Source organism: Salinarimonas sp., from assembly GCF_040111675.1.
Classification (GTDB): Bacteria; Pseudomonadota; Alphaproteobacteria; order Rhizobiales; family Beijerinckiaceae; genus Salinarimonas.
Genome location: NZ_CP157794.1, coordinates 4,343,521 through 4,361,107 on the forward strand (window position 1 = coordinate 4,343,521; position 17,587 = coordinate 4,361,107).

The 17,587-nt window shown below is 71.3% G+C and carries 16 protein-coding genes and 1 pseudogene; 7 read left to right on the top strand and 10 right to left on the bottom strand.

Annotation, left to right across the window (positions count from 1 at the left end; genetic code table 11):
- Position 1: 1 nt before the first annotated feature.
- From ABL310_RS20045 to ABL310_RS20090, 10 genes are all read right to left on the bottom strand, one after another.
- Positions 2-1,006 (bottom strand): ABC transporter ATP-binding protein, encoded by a 1,005-nt coding sequence (locus ABL310_RS20045; RefSeq protein ID WP_349368766.1) that lies wholly within the window; start codon positions 1,004-1,006, stop codon positions 2-4.
- Positions 999-2,102: an ABC transporter ATP-binding protein gene (locus ABL310_RS20050; protein WP_349368767.1), complete on the bottom strand. Its 1,104-nt coding sequence runs from the start codon at positions 2,100-2,102 to the stop codon at positions 999-1,001. The genes ABL310_RS20045 and ABL310_RS20050 overlap by 8 nt, the downstream gene beginning before the upstream one ends.
- Positions 2,103-2,105: 3 nt before the next feature.
- Positions 2,106-2,294: a hypothetical protein gene (locus tag ABL310_RS20055; protein ID WP_349368768.1), complete on the bottom strand. Its 189-nt coding sequence runs from the start codon at positions 2,292-2,294 to the stop codon at positions 2,106-2,108.
- Positions 2,291-3,232, bottom strand: a complete 942-nt coding sequence (locus tag ABL310_RS20060) for a carbohydrate ABC transporter permease (RefSeq protein WP_349368769.1) — start codon at positions 3,230-3,232, stop codon at positions 2,291-2,293. Before ABL310_RS20060 ends, ABL310_RS20055 begins: the two co-directional genes overlap by 4 nt.
- On the bottom strand, positions 3,229-4,176 hold the full coding sequence (locus tag ABL310_RS20065; protein ID WP_349368770.1) for a sugar ABC transporter permease: 948 nt from the start codon (positions 4,174-4,176) through the stop codon (positions 3,229-3,231). Before ABL310_RS20065 ends, ABL310_RS20060 begins: the two co-directional genes overlap by 4 nt.
- Positions 4,177-4,420: 244 nt before the next feature.
- A complete protein-coding gene (locus ABL310_RS20070; protein WP_349368771.1) occupies positions 4,421-5,740 on the bottom strand; it encodes an extracellular solute-binding protein in 1,320 nt (439 codons plus the stop codon).
- Positions 5,741-5,914: 174 nt separating this feature from the next.
- Positions 5,915-6,946 carry a LacI family DNA-binding transcriptional regulator gene (locus tag ABL310_RS20075; protein ID WP_349368772.1) on the bottom strand — a complete coding sequence of 344 codons (1,032 nt, stop codon included), beginning with the start codon at positions 6,944-6,946 and terminating at the stop codon, positions 5,915-5,917.
- Positions 6,947-7,216: 270 nt separating this feature from the next.
- Positions 7,217-7,492 carry a DUF2934 domain-containing protein gene (locus ABL310_RS20080; RefSeq protein ID WP_349368773.1) on the bottom strand — a complete coding sequence of 92 codons (276 nt, stop codon included), beginning with the start codon at positions 7,490-7,492 and terminating at the stop codon, positions 7,217-7,219.
- 151 nt (positions 7,493-7,643) lie between these two features.
- On the bottom strand, positions 7,644-8,021 hold the full coding sequence (locus ABL310_RS20085; RefSeq protein ID WP_349368774.1) for a helix-turn-helix transcriptional regulator: 378 nt from the start codon (positions 8,019-8,021) through the stop codon (positions 7,644-7,646).
- A gap of 134 nt (positions 8,022-8,155) precedes the next feature.
- On the bottom strand, positions 8,156-9,064 hold the full coding sequence (locus ABL310_RS20090; protein ID WP_349368775.1) for a LysR substrate-binding domain-containing protein: 909 nt from the start codon (positions 9,062-9,064) through the stop codon (positions 8,156-8,158).
- 128 nt (positions 9,065-9,192) lie between these two features.
- Between ABL310_RS20090 and ABL310_RS20095 the strand changes: the two are divergent.
- The 7 genes and pseudogenes from ABL310_RS20095 (at position 9,193) to ABL310_RS20125 (ending at position 17,569) form a co-directional block, all read left to right on the top strand.
- Positions 9,193-10,166: pseudogene (locus ABL310_RS20095) on the top strand (ABC transporter permease).
- Positions 10,163-11,092: an ABC transporter permease gene (locus tag ABL310_RS20100; protein ID WP_349368776.1), complete on the top strand. Its 930-nt coding sequence runs from the start codon at positions 10,163-10,165 to the stop codon at positions 11,090-11,092. The pseudogene ABL310_RS20095 and the gene ABL310_RS20100 overlap by 4 nt, the downstream one beginning before the upstream one ends.
- On the top strand, positions 11,089-12,066 hold the full coding sequence (locus tag ABL310_RS20105) for an ABC transporter ATP-binding protein (protein WP_349368777.1): 978 nt from the start codon (positions 11,089-11,091) through the stop codon (positions 12,064-12,066). The genes ABL310_RS20100 and ABL310_RS20105 overlap by 4 nt, the downstream gene beginning before the upstream one ends.
- On the top strand, positions 12,063-13,106 hold the full coding sequence (locus ABL310_RS20110; RefSeq protein ID WP_349368778.1) for an oligopeptide/dipeptide ABC transporter ATP-binding protein: 1,044 nt from the start codon (positions 12,063-12,065) through the stop codon (positions 13,104-13,106). Before ABL310_RS20105 ends, ABL310_RS20110 begins: the two co-directional genes overlap by 4 nt.
- 11 nt (positions 13,107-13,117) lie before the next feature.
- Entirely contained in the window at positions 13,118-14,686 is a 1,569-nt protein-coding gene (locus ABL310_RS20115; RefSeq protein WP_349368779.1) for an ABC transporter substrate-binding protein, read from the top strand.
- A 4-nt stretch (positions 14,687-14,690) separates the two neighbouring features.
- Positions 14,691-16,574 (top strand): CocE/NonD family hydrolase, encoded by a 1,884-nt coding sequence (locus ABL310_RS20120; RefSeq protein ID WP_349368780.1) that lies wholly within the window; start codon positions 14,691-14,693, stop codon positions 16,572-16,574.
- Positions 16,571-17,569 carry a CapA family protein gene (locus ABL310_RS20125; RefSeq protein ID WP_349368781.1) on the top strand — a complete coding sequence of 333 codons (999 nt, stop codon included), beginning with the start codon at positions 16,571-16,573 and terminating at the stop codon, positions 17,567-17,569. The genes ABL310_RS20120 and ABL310_RS20125 overlap by 4 nt, the downstream gene beginning before the upstream one ends.
- The last annotated feature ends 18 nt before the right edge of the window (positions 17,570-17,587 follow it).

Genomic DNA, 17,587 nt, shown 5'->3' on the forward strand with positions numbered 1-17,587 from the left:
CTCACCTCCCGGACGGGACGCGCGCGCCGGCGGCGTCGAAATAGAGGGGTTCCTTCGGGCTGACGGCGATCGTGTCGCCGGGCGTCAGGCGCGTGTGCACCTCGGCGAGCGTGACGATCTCGTGCCCGTCGAGCGTCAGGTGCAGGCGGGTCTGGTCGCCGAGCCGCTCGATGCGCCCGACCCGCGCCTCGCGGCCCTCCCCGAGCCGGATGTGCTCTGGCCGCAGCCCGATCGTCGCGGCGCCGGCGGGCGCGGGGCCGAACAGGCCCGCCGGCAGCGTGTTGATGCGCGGCTGGCCCAGCCGCTCGGCGACGTAGACGCTCACCGGGTTCTCGTAGATCTCGCGCGGCGCGCCGACCTGGACCAGACGGCCGCGGTCGAGCACGCCGACATGCGTCGCCATGGTCATGGCCTCGATCTGGTCGTGGGTGACGTAGAGCAGCGTCGCGCCGAGCTCCTGCTGGATGCGCTTGAGCTCGATGCGCAGCTCCGAGCGCAGCTTGGCGTCGAGCGAGGAGAGCGGCTCGTCCATCAGGTAGATCTGCGGGCGGCGCACCAGCGCGCGGCCGATCGAGACGCGCTGCATCTCGCCGCCCGACAGCTGCGTCGCCTTGTTGTCGAGCTTGTGGGAGATGCGCAGCACCTCCGCCACCTCGCCGACGCGCTTTCCGATCGCCGCCTCGTCCCAGCGCAGGATCGGCGAGCGCAATGGGAAGGCGAGATTGTCGCGCACGCTCATGTGCGGATAGAGCGAGTATTGCTGGAACACCATCGCGACGTCGCGCTGCGCGGGCGTGTGGGCGAGAACGCTGCGCCCGCCGATCTGGATGTCGCCGGCATCGGGACGCTCGAGCCCGGCGACGAGGCGCAGCGTCGTCGTCTTGCCGGCGCCGGTCGGCCCCAGAAGCACGACGAAGGCGCCGTCGGGCACGGCGAGGCTGACGTCCTCGACGGCGCGGATCTTGCCGAACGCCTTCGACAGGTTGCGCAGGACCACCTCAGCCACGGCGCACCCCCTCGTTCGCGTCGGTGACGAACGCGCGCCCCGTGCCGGCATCGAACAGCGAGAGCGTACGCGCGTCGAAGGAGAGCCCGGCGATCTCGCCGGGCCGGACCACCTCGCTCGCGGGCACGCGCGCCCGCAGCGGGCCGTTGACGGTGGAGAGCGTCACGATCTGCGTCGTCCCGAGATATTCCACCGCCTCCACCCGCCCGCGCAGGGGCGCGTCGGAATCGTCCGTGAGGTGGACGTGCTCGGGCCGGACGCCCAGCGCGAGGCGCCGCCCCTCCGCCTCCTCGCGCAGGGTCGGCACGGCGATGTCGGCGCCCGCGACGTGGACCCTCGCGTCGCCGGGGCGGAAGCCGCCCTCGAAGCGGATCATGTTCATCGGCGGCGAGCCGATGAAGTCGGCGACGAACATGGTCGCCGGGTGGTCGTAGATCTCCTGCGGCGTGCCGAACTGCTCGACCACGCCGTGGTTCATCACCACGATCTTGTCGCCCATCTGCATGGCTTCCAGCTGGTCGTGGGTCACGTAGACGGTGGTGGCGCGCATGCGGTCGTGGAGCGCGCGCAGCTCCTCGGCCATGCGCTCGCGGAACTCGGCATCGAGCGCGCCGAGCGGCTCGTCCATCATGAAGGCCTTCGGCTCGCGCACGATGGCGCGCCCCAGCGCCACGCGCTGACGATCGCCGCCCGAGAGGCCGCCGACCGGCAGATCGAGGATCTCCTCGATGCCGAGGATGCGCGCCACCTCCGCCACCTTCGCCTTGACCTGCGCCCGCGGCATGCCCTGCGAGACCAGCGGATAGGCGATGTTGCGGCGCACGTTCATGTGCGGGTAGAGCGCGAACATCTGGAAGACGAAGGCGATGTCGCGCCGCGAGGCGGGCTCGTGGGTGACGTCCTCGCCGTCGATCAGGATCTCGCCCGAGGTCGGCAATTCGAGGCCCGCGATCATGCGCAGCGTCGTCGTCTTGCCGCAGCCGGAGGGGCCGAGCAGCATGAAGAACTCGCCGTCGCCGATGGTGAAGGTCGAGTCCCGAACCGCGACGAAGTCCCCGAACGTCTTGCGGAGATTGCGAATGACGATCTCGGCCACGGTCTACTCCGGGAAATGGCTGACGACGAGGAACATCACCGTGCCCGCCAGCGTCACGAGAAACGACCAGGTGTAGGCCCACAGGAAAAGCGGCTGCATCAGCATCACGACGCCGAGCGCGATCAGCACGGTCGCGACCATCTCCCAGGGCCCGCGGCGCAGGCGGACGATTCCGTCGAGGAAGCCTCTCATTTGCGCACCGCCCCGAAGGTGATGCCGCGGAGCAGGTGCTTGCGCAGCAGGATGGTGAAGATCAGGACCGGCAGCAGGAACAAGGTCGCGCCCGCCGCCACCGCCGGCCAGTCCTGGCCGCCGACCCCGATGATGGTCGGGATGAAGGGCGGCGCCGTCTGCGCGGTGCCCGACGTCAGCAGCACGGCGAAGGCGTATTCGTTCCAGGCGAAGATCAGGCAGAAGATCGCAGTGGAGGCGATGCCGGTCGCGGCCTGCGGCAGCACGACCTTCACGAAGGCCTGGAAGCGCGTGTAGCCGTCGATGAGGGCCGCCTCCTCGTATTCGCGCGGGATCTCGTCGATGAAGCCCTTGAGCAGCCAGACCGCGAGCGAGATGTTCACCGCCGTGTAGAGGAGGATCATGCCCAGATGCGTGTCCGAGAGCCCGAGCTGCCGGTACATCAGGAAGATCGGGATCGCCACAGCGATCGGCGGCATCATCCGCGTCGACAGGATGAAGAACAGGAGGTCGTCCTTGAGCGGGATCTTGAAGCGCGAGAAGGCGTAGGCCGCGAGCGTGCCGAGGAAGACCGAGAGGAAGGTCGACCCGAACCCGATGATCACCGAGTTGAGGAACCGCTCCCCGAAGCGCGAGGGCCCGGCGATCACCATGTCGTAGGAGCGCACGATCTCCTCGGCGAAGTTCGCCGGCGGGGGAAGCGCCTCGAGCTGCTCGGGCGTCACGCGCGTGCGCGTGGTGAAGAGGTTGACGTAGCCCTCGAGCGTCGGGTCGAAGACGACCTTGGGCGGATAGCTGATCGCGTCCGCCGGCGTCTTGAAGCCGGTGGCGACGATCCACAGGAGCGGGATCAGCGTGATCACCGCATAGGCGACGACGAGGCCGCCCGAGATCCATTTCGTCGTCGCCGACGGCTCGGTGATGGAATGCGCGCTCATCTCGCCTTCACCTTGTTCAGCGCCTTCACGTAGATCGAGGCGAGGCCGAAGATCGTCACGAACAGGATCACGGCGTAGGCGGAGGAGTAGCCGGTGCGCCACTTCTCGAAGGCCTCGCGCTTCAGGTTGATCGAGGCGAGCTCCGTGATCGAGCCCGGCCCGCCGCCGGTGAGCTGCACGACGAGATCGAACATCTTGAAGTTCTCGATGCCGCGGAACAGCACCGCCAGCATCAGGAACGGCAGCACCATCGGGACCGTGATGGTCCAGAACTGCCGCCATTTGGAGGCGCGATCGATCTCGGCGGCCTCGTAGATGTAATCGGGGATGGATCGCAGGCCCGCGAGGCAGATCAGCATCACGAACGGCGTCCACATCCAGGTGTCGACGATGACGATCGCCCAGGGCGCCAGAGTCACCGAGCCGAGCATCGAGAAGCTCGAGGCCGGGATGCCGGTGAAGAACTCGACCATGTAGTTGATCAGGCCGATCTGCGGCTGGTAGAGGAACGTCCAGAAATTCCCCACCACCGCGGGCGAGAGCATCATCGGCAGGACGATGATCGTCGTCCACAGCGCGCTGCCCTTGAACTTCTTGTTGATCAGGTAGGCGAGCGCGAAGCCGATCAGAACCTGGAAGACGATGGTCCACACCAGGAAGTGCGCCGTCGCCTGCATGTTCATCCAGATGCCGTCGTCGGTGAGGATGCGCTCGTAATTGCGCAGCCCCACCCACTCGACCTCACGGTTCAAGCGATTGGCGCGGTAATCGGTGAAGGAGAGCTGCACCGTCCAGATCAGCGGGAAGATGTTGATCGCCAGCAGCAGGAAGATCGTCGGCGCGACGAAGATCCACGCGATGGCCCGGTCGGAGAGGCCGCGGATGCGCCGGGCCACCGTCGGCGGCGTCGCCTTGGCGGCGGCGGTGATCACGCTGTTCGTCATGGAGAAGACCGTTTTTCGTCTGGTAGCCCGCGGCGACCCCTCTCCCGGACGGGAGAGGGACAGGGGTGAGGGCGCGCCCTTCGGTGAGGGCATGCCTTAGGGTGAGGGCGTGCCCTTTGGCAGACGCGCGCCACGCGGCGATCGCCGCCGGGAGCCGAGCGCGTCGCGCGTGGATCCCTCACCCCAGGCCCCTCACGCCCCCTCTCCCTCGCGGGAGAGGGGGACGCGTCTCACATCGGGGGCGTCACAGCTTGCCGTCGTCCTCGAAGACCTCGGTCCAGTCCTCGATCAGGAGATCGAGCGCCTCCTGGGCGGTGCCCTGGTCGGCCACGATGTAGTTGTGCAGCCGCTCCTGCATGGCGAGCAGCAGCTCGGCATAGGTGGGCTCCTGCCAGAAGTCCTGGACGCCGGCCATGGCCTCGAGGAAGTCGCCGGCGAAAGGCTGGCTCTCGACGAAGCCGGGGTCGTTCAGCACCGAGTTGTGGGCCGAATAACCGCCGAGCGCCCACCACTTGGCCTGCACCTCGGGCTGCGCGAACCACGCGATGTATTCGAGCGCGGCGTCCTGCTTCTGGGAGTAGGAGACGACCGAGATGCCCTGGCCGCCGAGCGTGGAGGCGGCGACGTTCTGCGGCGGGTTCACGAAGAAGTCGATCTTGTCGCCGCCGACGTTCGGGTCGGCGTAGAGGCCGGGGAAGAAGGCGAACCAGTTCATCGCCATCGCCACCTGGCCGGATTTGAACGCGTCGAGCGACTGCTCCATGTAGGCGTTGGTGTAGCCGGGCGGGGTGCAGCACTCGTAGAGCTCCTTGTAGAACTCCAGCGCCTCGATCGCCTCCGGCGAGTTCACCGCGCCCACCATGTCGTAGGAGCCCGGCTCGTTCTCGTACTTGAAGCCCCAGGCGTAGAGCGCGCCGGTCGCGCCCATGGTGATGCCCTCCGAGCCGCGCTCGGTGAAGATCGAGACGCCGTAGACGGTCTGGCCGTCGATCTCGCGGCCCTGGAAGAACTTCGCGACCTCCATCAGCTCGCGCTGGGTCGTCGGCTCCGCGAGCGGGCGGCCGTACTCGGCCTGGAAGGCCTCCTGCAGCTCGGGACGGGAGAACCAGTCCTTGCGGTAGAACCATCCGTTGGCGTCGCCCATGGCGGGGAGCGCGTAGTAGTTCGGCGTGCCCTTGGGCCAGGTCGAGTAGGCGTAGACCGTCGCGGGCGCGAAATCGTCCATGCTGATGCCCGCTTCCTCGAAGAAGTCGTTCAGCTTGACGTAGTGCCCGTTCTCGGCGCCGCCGCCGATCCACTGGCTGTCGCCGATGAGCAGGTCGCACAGGCGCCCGCCCGAGTTCAGCTCGTTGAGCATGCGGTCGGCGAAGTTCGGCCACGGCACGAACTCGAACCGCATCGTGTGACGGGACTGCGCCTCGAACTCCTTGGAGAGCTCGACGAGCGCGTTGGCCGGATCCCAGGCCGCCCAGCACAGGGTCAGCTCCTCGGATTGCGCGGCGTTGGAGCCGGCCGTCAGCGCGAGGGCGGCGACGGTCGCGGCGAGGTACGTCCTTCTCTTCATCTCATCCTCCCTGTCATCGGCGGCCCGGCTGGCGGCCGCTTCCCCTTTTTTCCCGACGTTAGCCGCACAGGCGCGAAGCTGTCCACGACTTTTTGAGGTGCGTACCTCATTTTGCGTCGCAACACGTTCGCGGAGGGCGCGAGCGCGTCGCGTCCGCCGCCGCCGCCGCCGCGCTCACCCGAACGGCGGCAGGTTCTCGCGCAGAAGGATCTCGATGCGGATCTGTTCCTGGCCGGGGTCGAGCGGCGTGCCGTCGATCGCCGCGCGCAGCACGCGCAGGGCGCTGCGCGCGACGTGCCCCACGTCCTGGGTGATCACGGCGTCGATCAGGCCCTCCTCCAGCCCGGCGCGGGTCGCCGGCGTCAGCTCGTGGGCGACGACGGTGAGGCGCCGCGGCCGCTCCAGCGCGCGCAGGGTCCCGACGAGCCCCCGATGGCCGGCGCCCGGCGCGTACAGCGCCTCGACCCGGGGATGGGCGGCCAGCGCCGCCGGCAGCACCCGCGCCACCGTCTCCGAATCGTCGCGCCCCTCGAGCGAGGGCAGGACCGTCATGCCGGGGAAGTCGCGCAGCATCACCTCGTCGAAGCCCAGACGCCGCTCCATCTGGTCGCGCGCCATCATCGAGCCGGCGAGCACCATCACGGTGGCGTCCGGCTTCGCCGTGAAGCGGCCCACGAGCTGGGCCGCCGTGCGCCCGGCCGCGAGATTGTTGATGCCGACGAAGCGCGCGCGCGCCGAGTTCGGCTGGTCGGAGACGATGGCGACGACCGGCGTTCCCGCCTCGCGCAGACGGAAGATGGCGTCGCGCGCCTGCGGCGTCTCCGGCGCCATCACCGCGACGCCGTCGACGTCGGTCAGGGACGCCATCGCGTGGACCGTCGCCGTGGGGTCGAGAGCGGGGACGGTCGCGATCGCGATCGTCGTCCGGTCGTAGGCGGCGAGCGCGCCGGCGCTCTCGATCGCGCCGCGAAGCGCTCGCATGAACGCGGTCTCGCTGTCCGGGAGCACGAACGCCAGCCGGTAGCTGCGCCGCCGGGCGAGGTTCGCCGCGCCCACGTCCCGGACGTAGCCGAGCCGGGCGATGGCCTCGTTGACCCGCACGATCGTCTTCTCGCGCACGCCGGGCCGGGCGTTGAGGACGCGATCGACGGTCGCGAGGCTCACGCCCGCTTCCCTTGCGATGTCGTTGACGGTCGGACGCGACACAGGACCCTCCCGCTGGGCGGGCGACTATCCGCCCTGCGGTGAGGTACGTCAATCAGGCGCGTGCGCCGCCCTCCCGCGCAGGGTGGGCGAGCGAGCGCGCGGGCGACGCCGCGCTCGGCGAGCCCGCGCAGGCGGCCGATGGCGGGGCGTGAACGCGCAGCTCGTCCGCCTGGCGATCGAACCGGCCATCGTCGCCGACGCCGCGCGGGCCTGGGACGGCGCCGGCGAGCGTGCGCTCGCGGCCCTTCAGGCCGCGGAGGCGTGAGGCGCTCAGGTCGCGGACGTGCGGGCCTTGCTCTTGCGCCTGGGCGCCGCATCGGCGCCGCCCGGCTTCTCGGCGGCCGGCTTCTCGGCGGCCGGCTTGGCGCGGCGGGCCGGCTTCTTCGCCGGCGCGGCGGGCGCGACCTCGACATCGAGGGCGCGCGTCAGCTCGGCATGGATCTCGCCCTCGGCGGCGTACCAATGCCCCTCGGCGTCGCCGGCGCGACCGTCCCGTTCCCAGAGTTCGTACGCGCGGACGCGGATCTTGTCCTCGAGCTCGTGCATGTTCATGGCCTCCGAATCAGCATCCGAAGGCCTAGCATGAAGAGCCGTCTCGTATCAGCAGTATTTTGACCGCCGTGACGGCACCGAGCCGGCCGGTGTTGCAGAAAAGCGTCGGCGTTTACTGCCGAGCTTACCCGACCGGCTCGTTTCCTCAGTAGCTGCGCTCTGCGACGACGATCGCCTTGACGGCATCGAGCGCCGCCTTGCGCAGGGTCGGGCTGTTCAGCCGCGCGAACTCCGCCGCGAGCGTCATCGCCATCTCGTCGAGGAGCGGCACCGCCTCCGTCTCCGTCTCGGCGAGCAGGGCCGACGGCGTGACCTCGAGAAACTTCGCGATCTGGACCAGGCGGGATGCGGCGACGCGATCGGTGCCGTTCTCGTACTTCTGCACCTGCTGGTACGTCACCCCGATCGCCTGGCCGAGCTCGGTCTGTGAAAGCTTCGACTTCTTGCGAGCGAGCCTGATCCGCTGCCCGATGAGCTGATCGATCCCGGTCGCGGCGCGGGGTTCCGACTTGACTGCATCCATACTCTTTCTCCGACCCGCATTTCCATTGCGGAAACCGGAGCATACACAGGGGGCAGCTGGGGAAAAGGACGCAAAAACTCGGCGTGCGCCCGCTCCACGCGCATGCACGTCCGGCGCCGGACGATCGGCAGTCGTTAAGCGGAGCATCCGAGGTTCTCCGCCCGCACCTCCCGGATCACCTCCGCGAAGGCTTCGGCGAGGGCGCGCGAGCCGGCCCGGGCGGGGTAGACCACGAGGAAGCGGTGCGCGATGCCGATGTCGACGGGGCGGATGACGACGTCCGTCCGGGTCATCGCGTCGGCGAACCAGTCCGGGGTGAGCGCGACGCCGAAGCCCGCCGCCGCGAAGCCCACCGCCGACGCCACCGACTGCGTCTCGACCGCGACGCGCACGGGCAGGCGCCGGCGGCGAAAGGCGACGTCGATCTCGTCCCGCCAGGGCCGGCCGCGGCCGATCATGATCAGCGGCTCGCCGGCGAGGTCGTCGAGCCGCAGGACCGGCCGCGCGGCCAGCGGCGAGCCCGCGGCCGCCACCGCGACGAGCCCGCTCTCGCCGATCTCGACCGCCTCGACGCCCGGCGCCAGCAGCGGCGCCTTGGCGATGCCGAGATCGACCTCGCGCGCCGCGACCATGCCGACGATGCTCTCGTAGCGCCCGAGCCGCACGTCGAAGCGCAGGCGCTCGCGCCCCGCCGCGAGCCGCTGGAGCGCCCGCGGCAGGAGCCCGCCGGCAGTCGAATGCGGGGCGGCCACCCGCAGCAACCCGCGCTCCAGCCCGCGGATGTCGCGCGCGAGATTGACCACGCGCTCCAGCCCGTCGAAGGCGTGGCTCGCCTCCTCGTAGAGGACGAGCGCGCTTTCCGTGGGGGACATCCGCCCGTTGGCGCGCGCGAACAGCACGAGACCGAGCTCCTCCTCCAGCCGGGCGATCTGCTGGCTCACCGCCGGCTGCGACAGCGACAGCCTGGCCGCCGCCTGCGTCGCGCCGCCGGCCTCGATCACGGCGCAGAAGATCTCGAGGCGGCGCAGGATCGCAGGCGTCATCGGCATAAGTCCCACTTATGGCTCGAGACCATCAGACAATAAGATTGCGCGTGTGGGAAGGCTGCCGCACAGATTTTTCGGAAACGACGCGAAAACGCGCGGCAGGCAGGCGGGGAGCGAGCCGGTCCATGGTCCTGTTCATCGTCAGGCGGGCGCTGCAGGCGGGGCTCGTGCTCCTCGCGGTGTCGCTCGTCGTCTTCATCGGCCTCTACGCCGTAGGCGACCCGGCCGACATCCTGCTGCCGGACGACGCCACCGCCGCGGAGCGCGAGGCGGCGATCGTCGCGCTCGGGCTCGACCGGCCGATCTGGACGCAATACGGCATCTTCCTCGTCAACGCGCTCCAGGGCGACCTCGGCACCTCCTTCGTCTACAACGTCCCGTCCATCTCGCTGATCGTCCAGCGCATGCCGGCGACGCTGGAGCTCGCGCTGTGCGCCATGCTCATCGCGCTCGTCGTCGGCGTGCCGCTCGGCCTCTATGCCGGCCTCAGGCCCGGATCGCGCGCCGATTCGGCGATCGTCACGGGCTCGATTCTCGGCTTCTCCCTGCCGAACTTCTGGCAGGGGCTGATGCTGATCCTGATCTTCTCGATCTTCCTCGGCTGGCTGCCGTCGAGCGGGCGCGGCGAGACGGGCACGATCCTCGGCATCGAGACGAGCCTCGCCACCTGGGACGGGATCCGGCACCTGATCCTGCCCGCGACCAATCTCGCCCTGTTCAAGGTCGCGCTGATGATCCGGCTAACCCGCGCCCAGGTGCGCGAGACGATGCCGCTCGACTTCGTCAAGTTCGCCCGCGCCAAGGGGCTCGGCGAGAGGCGCATCGTCGGACTCCACGTCGGCAAGACCGTCGCGGCGCCGATCGTCACGGTGCTCGGCATGGAGCTCGGCTCGGTCATCGCCTTCGCGGTGATCACGAATCGATCTTCGCCTGGCCGGGCATGGGCAAGCTCATCATCGATTCGATCAACGATCTCGACCGCCCCGTCGTCGCCGCCTACCTGCTCGTCGTCACCTTCCTGTTCATCGTCATCAACCTCGTCGTCGACGTGCTCTATTCCGTGCTCGATCCGCGGGTGCGGCTGGGGAGGCGCGCGTGACGGCGCCGACCCCGCAGAAGGCGGCCGCGGGCGTCGAGCCGGCGCCGAAGACCGCCCCCTCGCCGCTCGGCGCGGCGTGGCGGGACTTCGCCGAGAGCCGCGGCGCCGTGGTCGCGCTCGGCGTGTGCGCGCTCTTCCTCGTGGCCGCGATCGTCGGTCCGTGGATCGCGCCGCAGGACCCCTACGACCTGCGCGCCATCAGCTTCCTCGATTCGCGCCTGCCGCCCTTGTCGGTGACGCCGGAGGGCACGCTCTACCTCCTCGGCACCGACGGCCAGGGTCGCGACATGCTCTCGGCCATGCTCTACGGGCTGCGCACGAGCCTGTTCGTCGGCGTCTTCTCGGGCGCGCTCGCGATCGTGGTGGGCGTCTCGCTCGGCCTCGTCGCGGCCTATGCGGGAGGCGTCGTCGACGCGGCGATCATGCGCCTCGTCGACTTCATGCTCGGCTTCCCGACCATCCTCGTCGCGCTGATGATCCTCGCCATCCTGGGCCAGGGCGTCGAGAAGGTGATCTTCGCGCTCGTGCTGGTGCAATGGGCCTATTTCGCCCGCGCGGTGCGCGCGACCGCCCTCTCCGAGCGGGCGAAGGAATACGTCGAGGCGGCGCGCTCGCTGGGGCTCTCGCACGCGCGCATCGTCTTCGGCCACCTCGCGCCCAACTGCTTGCCGCCGATCATCGTGATCGCGACCATGCAGGTGGCGAGCGCCATCTCGGCGGAGGCCACGCTCTCCTTCCTCGGCCTCGGCCTGCCGATCACCGAGCCCTCGCTCGGCCTGCTGATCTCCAACGGCTTCGACGTCATGCTGGCCGGGCTCTACTGGATCAGCGTCTTCCCCGGCCTGCTGCTGCTCGCCCTCGTCTTCGCCATCAACGTCGTCGGCGACCGGCTGCGCGACGTGCTCGACCCGAGGGCGGCGCGATGACGGCGCTCCTCGAGATCACGGGCCTGCGGACCCATTTCCTCACCCGCGCGGGCGTGGTGCGCGCGGTGGACGGGCTCGACCTCTCGGTGAGCCCCGGGGAGATCGTGGGCATCGTCGGGGAGAGCGGCTCGGGCAAGTCGGTCGCGAGCTTCTCGGTGCTCGGCCTCGTCGATCCGCCCGGACGCATCGTCGAGGGCTCGATCCGCTTTCGCGGGGAGGAGCTCGTCGGCGCCGATCCGGCGCGCCTGCGCCGGATCAGGGGGCGGGAGATCGCCATGATCTTCCAGGACCCGCTGATGACGCTCACCCCCGTCCTGCGCATCGAGACGCAGATGGTGGAGGCGATCCGCGCGCACGAGCGGGTCTCGGCCAAGGCCGCCCGGGCGCGGGCGATCGAAGCGCTGGCGCGCGTCGGCATCCCGGCGCCGGCCGAGCGCATCCGCGCCTATCCGCACCAGTTCTCCGGGGGCATGCGCCAGCGGGTGGCGATCGCCATCGCCCTCCTGCACGGCCCGGCGCTGATCCTCGCCGACGAGCCGACGACGGCGCTCGACGTCACCATCCAGGGCCAGATTCTCTACGAGATGCAGCGCCTCGTCGCCGAGACCGGCGCGGCGCTGGTCTGGGTGAGCCACGATCTCGCCGTGGTGGAGAGCCTCGCCGACCGGGTCTGCGTCATGTATGCGGGCAGCATCGTCGAGGAGGGGCCGGCGGCGCAGGTCGTCGCCGCGCCGGCGCATCCCTACACGCGCGGGCTCCTCGATTCGATCCCGAACCGGGCGCTCGCGGGCTCGCGCCTGCGGCAGATCCCGGGCATGACGCCCTCGCTCCTCGACCTGCCGCCGGGCTGCCCGTTCGCGCCGCGCTGCCCGGTCGCGACCGCCGCCTGCGCCGCCGAGCCGCCGATCGTCCCCGTCGCGCCAGCGCGCACGGCGCGCTGCCATGCGCCCCTTCTGCGGGAGGAGGCTGCATGAGCGCGCTCGCGACCTCGCCCGCCCCCGCGACACTCGCGGACGCGCGGACCCCGCATCTCGAGGTGCGCGGCGTCACCAAGCATTTCGTGCGGACGCCGGACATCGTCGAGCGGGCGGCGATCGCGCTCGGTCTCCTGCCGCCGCCGCCGGTGCTGCGGGCGGTCGACGGCGTCTCCTTCGCGGTCGCGCGCGGCGAGGCGCTCGGGCTCGTCGGCGAATCCGGCTGCGGCAAGTCCACGCTCGGGCGCATCCTCGCCGGCGTCCACGCCAAGACCGGCGGCGACTTCCTGTTCGAGGGCGTGGAGGAGGCGGGCTGGGACGCGGCCCGGGCGAAACGCGCGCGGCTCGAGGTCCAGATGATCTTCCAGGACCCGATGTCGTCGCTCAACCCGAGGAAGCGCGTCGGCGCGGCCATCGGCGAGGCGCCCCTCGCCCACGGCCTCGTGTCGCGCGGCGCGCGCGACGACCTCGTGGCGGGGCTGATGCGCGAGGTCGGGCTCGACCCGAGCTACATGCGCCGCTACCCGCACCAGTTCTCCGGCGGCCAGCGCCAGCGCATCGGCATCGCCCGCGCGCTCGCGGTCTCCCCCGCCGCGCTCGTCTGCGACGAGGCGGTGGCGGCGCTCGACGTCTCGATCCAGGCGCAGATCCTCAACCTGTTCATGGACCTGCGCGAGCGGCGGGGCCTCACCTACCTGTTCATCTCGCACGACCTGGGCGTCGTCGAGCACCTGACCGACCGCGTCGCGATCATGTATCTGGGCCGCATCGTCGAGATCGGCCCGACGCCCGAGATCTTCGCCGCGCCCGCGCATCCCTACACCCGCGCGCTCCTCGCCGAGGCGCCGCGGGTGGGGCAGGGCCGGCGCGTCTACGCGCCGCTGACGGGGGAGATCCCCTCCCCGCTCGCGCCGCCGCAGGGCTGCGCCTTCCACACGCGCTGCCCCCGCGCCTTCGCCCGCTGCCGGGAGGAGACGCCTGCGCTCATCGACGTCGCGCCCGGGCGCGCCGCCGCGTGCCACCTCGACCAACAAGCATGACGGAGGAACGGATGAAGCCCCTTTCCAGCCTTCTCCTCGCCGCGGCGCTCGCGGCCGCGAGCCTGCCCGCGCTCGCGCAGGATCTCACCATCGGCCGCGGCAACGAGCCCCAGTCGATCGACCCGCAATTCTCCCGCACCGGCCCCAACCAGATGACGGCCCTGCACGTCTTCGACCGGCTGCTGCTCACCGACGCCAACGTGCGCGCGCGCCCCGGCCTCGCCGTGAGCTGGGAGGCGCTCGACGACCTCACCTGGGAGGTGAAGCTGCGCGAGGGCGTCACCTTCCACGACGGGACGCCCTTCACGGCCGCCGACGTCGTCTACTCGCTCGAGCGCGCGCCGAACGTGCCGAGCTCGCCCGCCTCCTTCGCCCAGTCGGTGGCGGACGTCGCGGCGATGGAGATCGTCGACGACCACACGATCCGCTTCACGACGAAGGCGCCCACCCCCCTGTTCATGGAGACGATCGGCACCGTCTACATCGTCTCGAAGGCGGCGACCGAGGGCCGCGAGAGCGCCGACTTCAACTCCGGCGAGGCCGCGGTCGGCACGGGCCCGTACCGCTTCGTCTCCTGGACGCCGGGCGATCGGCTCGAGCTTTCGCGCAACGAGGACTATTGGGGCGAGAAGCCGCATTTCGCCAACGTCACCATGCGCTTCATCGACAACGACGCCGCCCGCGTCGCGGCGCTGCTCTCGGGCGCGGTGGACCTCATCGACCTCGTCCCGCCCGCCGACCTGCCGGCGCTGCGGGCGAACGAGAGCATCGACGTGTTCGAGACGCCGACCGTGCGCCTGGTCTATCTCGCGCTGAACCAGCGCGACGACGCGCCCTACCTCACGGACGCCGCCGGCGCCCCTCTGCCGGAGAACCCCTTCCAGGACGCGCGGGTGCGCAACGCCGTCTCGCTGATGATCGACCGCGAGGCGCTGATCGATCGCGTGCTCTACGGCTCGGGCGGCGCGGCGAGCCAGATCGTGCCGGAGGGCGTCTTCGGCTACAACCCGGACGTCCCGGTCCCGCAGCCCGACCTCGAGAAGGCGCGCGCGCTCCTCGCGGAGGCCGGCTATCCGGACGGGTTCGGCATCACGCTGCACGGCTCGAACGACCGCTTCAGCCAGGACGGCGACGTCGCCCAGGCGGTGGGGCAGCTCCTCGCCCGCGGCGGGCTGACCGTCAACGGCGTCGAGACGCTGCCCTACAGCGTGTTCGCCAAGGCGGCGGGCGACAACCAATACGGCGCCTTCCTGTTCTCCTACGGCAACTCGACGGGCGAGGCCTCGCGCGGCCTGGAAAGCGTGCTGCACTCCTACGACAAGGAGAACGACCGCGGCACGCTCAACCGCTTCCGCTATTCCAACCCGGACTTCGACGCCGCCATCACCGCGGCGAAGCAGATCTTCGATCCGGCCGAGCGCGAGGCGGCGCTGCAGGACGCGGCGGCGATCGCCTTCGGGGAATCGGGGCTCGTGCCGCTCTACTTCCAGTCCCTCGCCTGGGCGGCGCGCGACGGCATCGTCTTCGAGCCGCGGCGCGACGAGCGCACCCTCGCCATGGGCGCGCGGGAGGCCGAGTGACGCCATGGACGCGAGCGCGCCGCCCGCCGCCGAGCCGCAAGGCGACGAGACCGAGATCGTCGTGATGCGGGACGTCATGGTGCCGATGCGCGACGGCGTGCGGCTCGCGACCGACGTGACCCTGCCGGCCCGGGACGGCGCGCCGCTCCCCGGGCCCCATCCGACGCTCCTCCACCGCACGCCCTACGGCAAGGCGGAGGCGCGGCTCTCCGAGATCAGCGTCGCCGACCCGGTCCCGCGCCCCAACGGCCTGATCGCGGCCGATCTGGCGCGGGCGGGCTACGCCGTCGTCATGCAGGATTGCCGCGGGCGCTACGGCTCGGAGGGCGTCTTCGCCAAGTATCTCGGCGAGGGGGAGGACGGGGTCGACACGCTCGCCTGGATCCGGGCGCAGCCCTGGTCGGACGGGCGGGTCGGCACCTTCGGCCTCTCCTATTCGGCCCACGTCCAGACCGCGCTCGCGGCGCTGCGGCCGCCGGGCCTGGCTGCGATGTTCCTCGACTCGGGGGGCTTCTGGAACGCCTACCAGGGCGGCGTGCGCAAGGGCGGCGCCTTCGAGCTCAAGCAGGCGACCTGGGCCTTCAAGCACGCCCGCCTCTCGCCCGCGGCGATGGCGGACCCGGTCGTGGCGGCTGCGCTCGACGCGGAGGACATCGAGGCCTGGTTCCGGGCGATGCCGTGGAAGCGCGGGCAGTCGCCCCTGCGCCACGTGCCGGAATACGAGGACTATCTCTTCGATCAATGGGAACGCGGCGCCTTCGACGCCTCGTGGCGGCGCCCGGAGCTCTACGCCGCGGCTCACTACGCCGCGCTCGCCGCGGCGCCGACCTTCCTGATCTGCGGCTGGTACGACCCCTATGCCGAGACGATGTGCGAGCACTTCCGCGGCATCGCCGCGGCCGGCGGGCGCGTCGAGATGGTGATGGGCCCCTGGCTCCACGGCCGGCGCAGCCAGACGCATGCGGGGGACGTCGATTTCGGCGAGGCCTCCACCCTCGATGCTGCGATCGGCGCGGATTACGGCGCGCTGCGCCTCGCCTGGTTCGACCGCTGGATGAAGCCGGAGCGCGCGCAGGCCGCGCCGCCGCCGCCCGCCGCGCGCTGGTTCCGCATGGGCGGCGGCAGCGGACGGCGCAACGCGGACCATCGACGCGACCACGGCGGGCTCTGGCGCGAGGCGGCGGCCTTCCCCCCGCCGGACGCCGTCGAGACGGCGTACTTCCTCACCCGATCGGGCCTGCTGTGCGCCGATCCCGCACCGGAAGGCGCCGTCACGATCCAGACCGATCCCGCCGACCCGGTCCCCTCCATCGGCGGGGCGATCACGTCGGGCGCGCCGATCATGGAGGGCGGCGCCTACGACCAGACCCCCGGGCCGGAGACCTTCGGCGCGCGCCCGCCCTACCTGCCGCTGGCGGCGCGGCGCGACGTCCTCGTCTTCGCCACGCCGCCGCTGTCGCGCGACCTCGAGATCGCCGGGCCGGTGCGCGTGCACCTGCGCGTCTCCACCGACGCACCCGACATCGACGTGACGGTGAAGCTCGTCGACTGGGCGCCGCCCTCGGCCGACTACCCGCAGGGCTACGCCATGAACCTCACGGACGGCATCCTGCGCCTGCGCTACCGGCGCTCCTTCGCCGAGCCGCGGCTCATGGAGCCGGGCGAGATCGCCGAAATCGTGGTCACGGCGCCGCCGGTGGCGGCGCTGTTTCGCGCCGGCCATCGCATCCGCCTCGACGTCGCGGGCTCCAACTTCCCGCGCTTCGACGTCAACCCGCAGACCGGCGAGCCCGAGGGGCGGGCGCTCGGCCGGCGGATCGCGACGACGACGGTCCATCTCGGCGGGGCGGGCGGCCCGCCCCGGCTCGTCCTGAGCGTCCTGCCGTGACGCGCCTCGTCGCCTTCGGGCAGGCCCTGATCCGGCGGCCGCTCGCCTGGCCCGAGGCGACCCGCGCGCTGGCCGCCGGGGCCGACGCCGTCTTCTGCAATCTCGAAGGCTGTCTGCCGCCGCCCGGCGCGACGCGGATGAAGACGAAGACGGTCCACCCCGCGCCGCCGGAGGCGCTCGCCGCACTCTGGGATCTCGGCGTCACCCACCTGTCCATCGCCAACAACCACGTCTGGGACTACGGCCATGCGGGCATCGTCGCGACGCGCGACGCGGCGGAGGCGGCGGGTTTCGCCGTGGCCGGCGCCGGGCGCGACGCCGCCGAGGCCGGGGGGCCCGCGACCCGCGGCGGCGTGGCGCTGATCGCGGCCGATTGCGGGCCGACGCCGGACTGGGCGATCGCGGGAGAGGCGCCGGGCGTCAACCCGCTCGCGGTGCGCCGCCGCCTCGTCCTGCCGCCCGAGGATCTCGCCCGGCTCGCGGCCATAGCCCGCGCCAGCGGCGAGGCGGAACGGGTCGCGCGCCGAATCGCGGTCGGCTACGACCCGCCCGTCGACGGGCCGCGCTTCTACGGGCTGGCGCTGGCTCCGGGCGACGGGCCACGCGAGGAGCACGCGGTCGACGAGGCCGACCTCGCGCGCCTCGCCGCGACGATCGCGGCGGCGCGGCGCGACGCCGACCGCGTCCTCGTCTCGCTGCATCACCACCATTGGGCGCCCGACTGGGCGCGCCCGCCCGATTGGCTGGCGGAGGTCTCGCGACGGCTTCTCGCGCTGGGCGCGGACGTCGTCGCCGCGCACGGACCGCCGCTCGCCTACGGGCTCGTGTCGGCTGGCGACGGCGGCGGCGTCGCGGCGCTCGGCCTCGGCAACCTCGCCTTCCAGACCGCCCGCGCGGAGCGCTACGCCGACGCCGGGCTCGACGTCTGGACCGGCGCGGCGCTGGTCGTGGACAATGCGGGATCCCGCCTCGCGTCGGTCGCGGTCGCGCGCTGACGCGCCCGAGGACGCCCT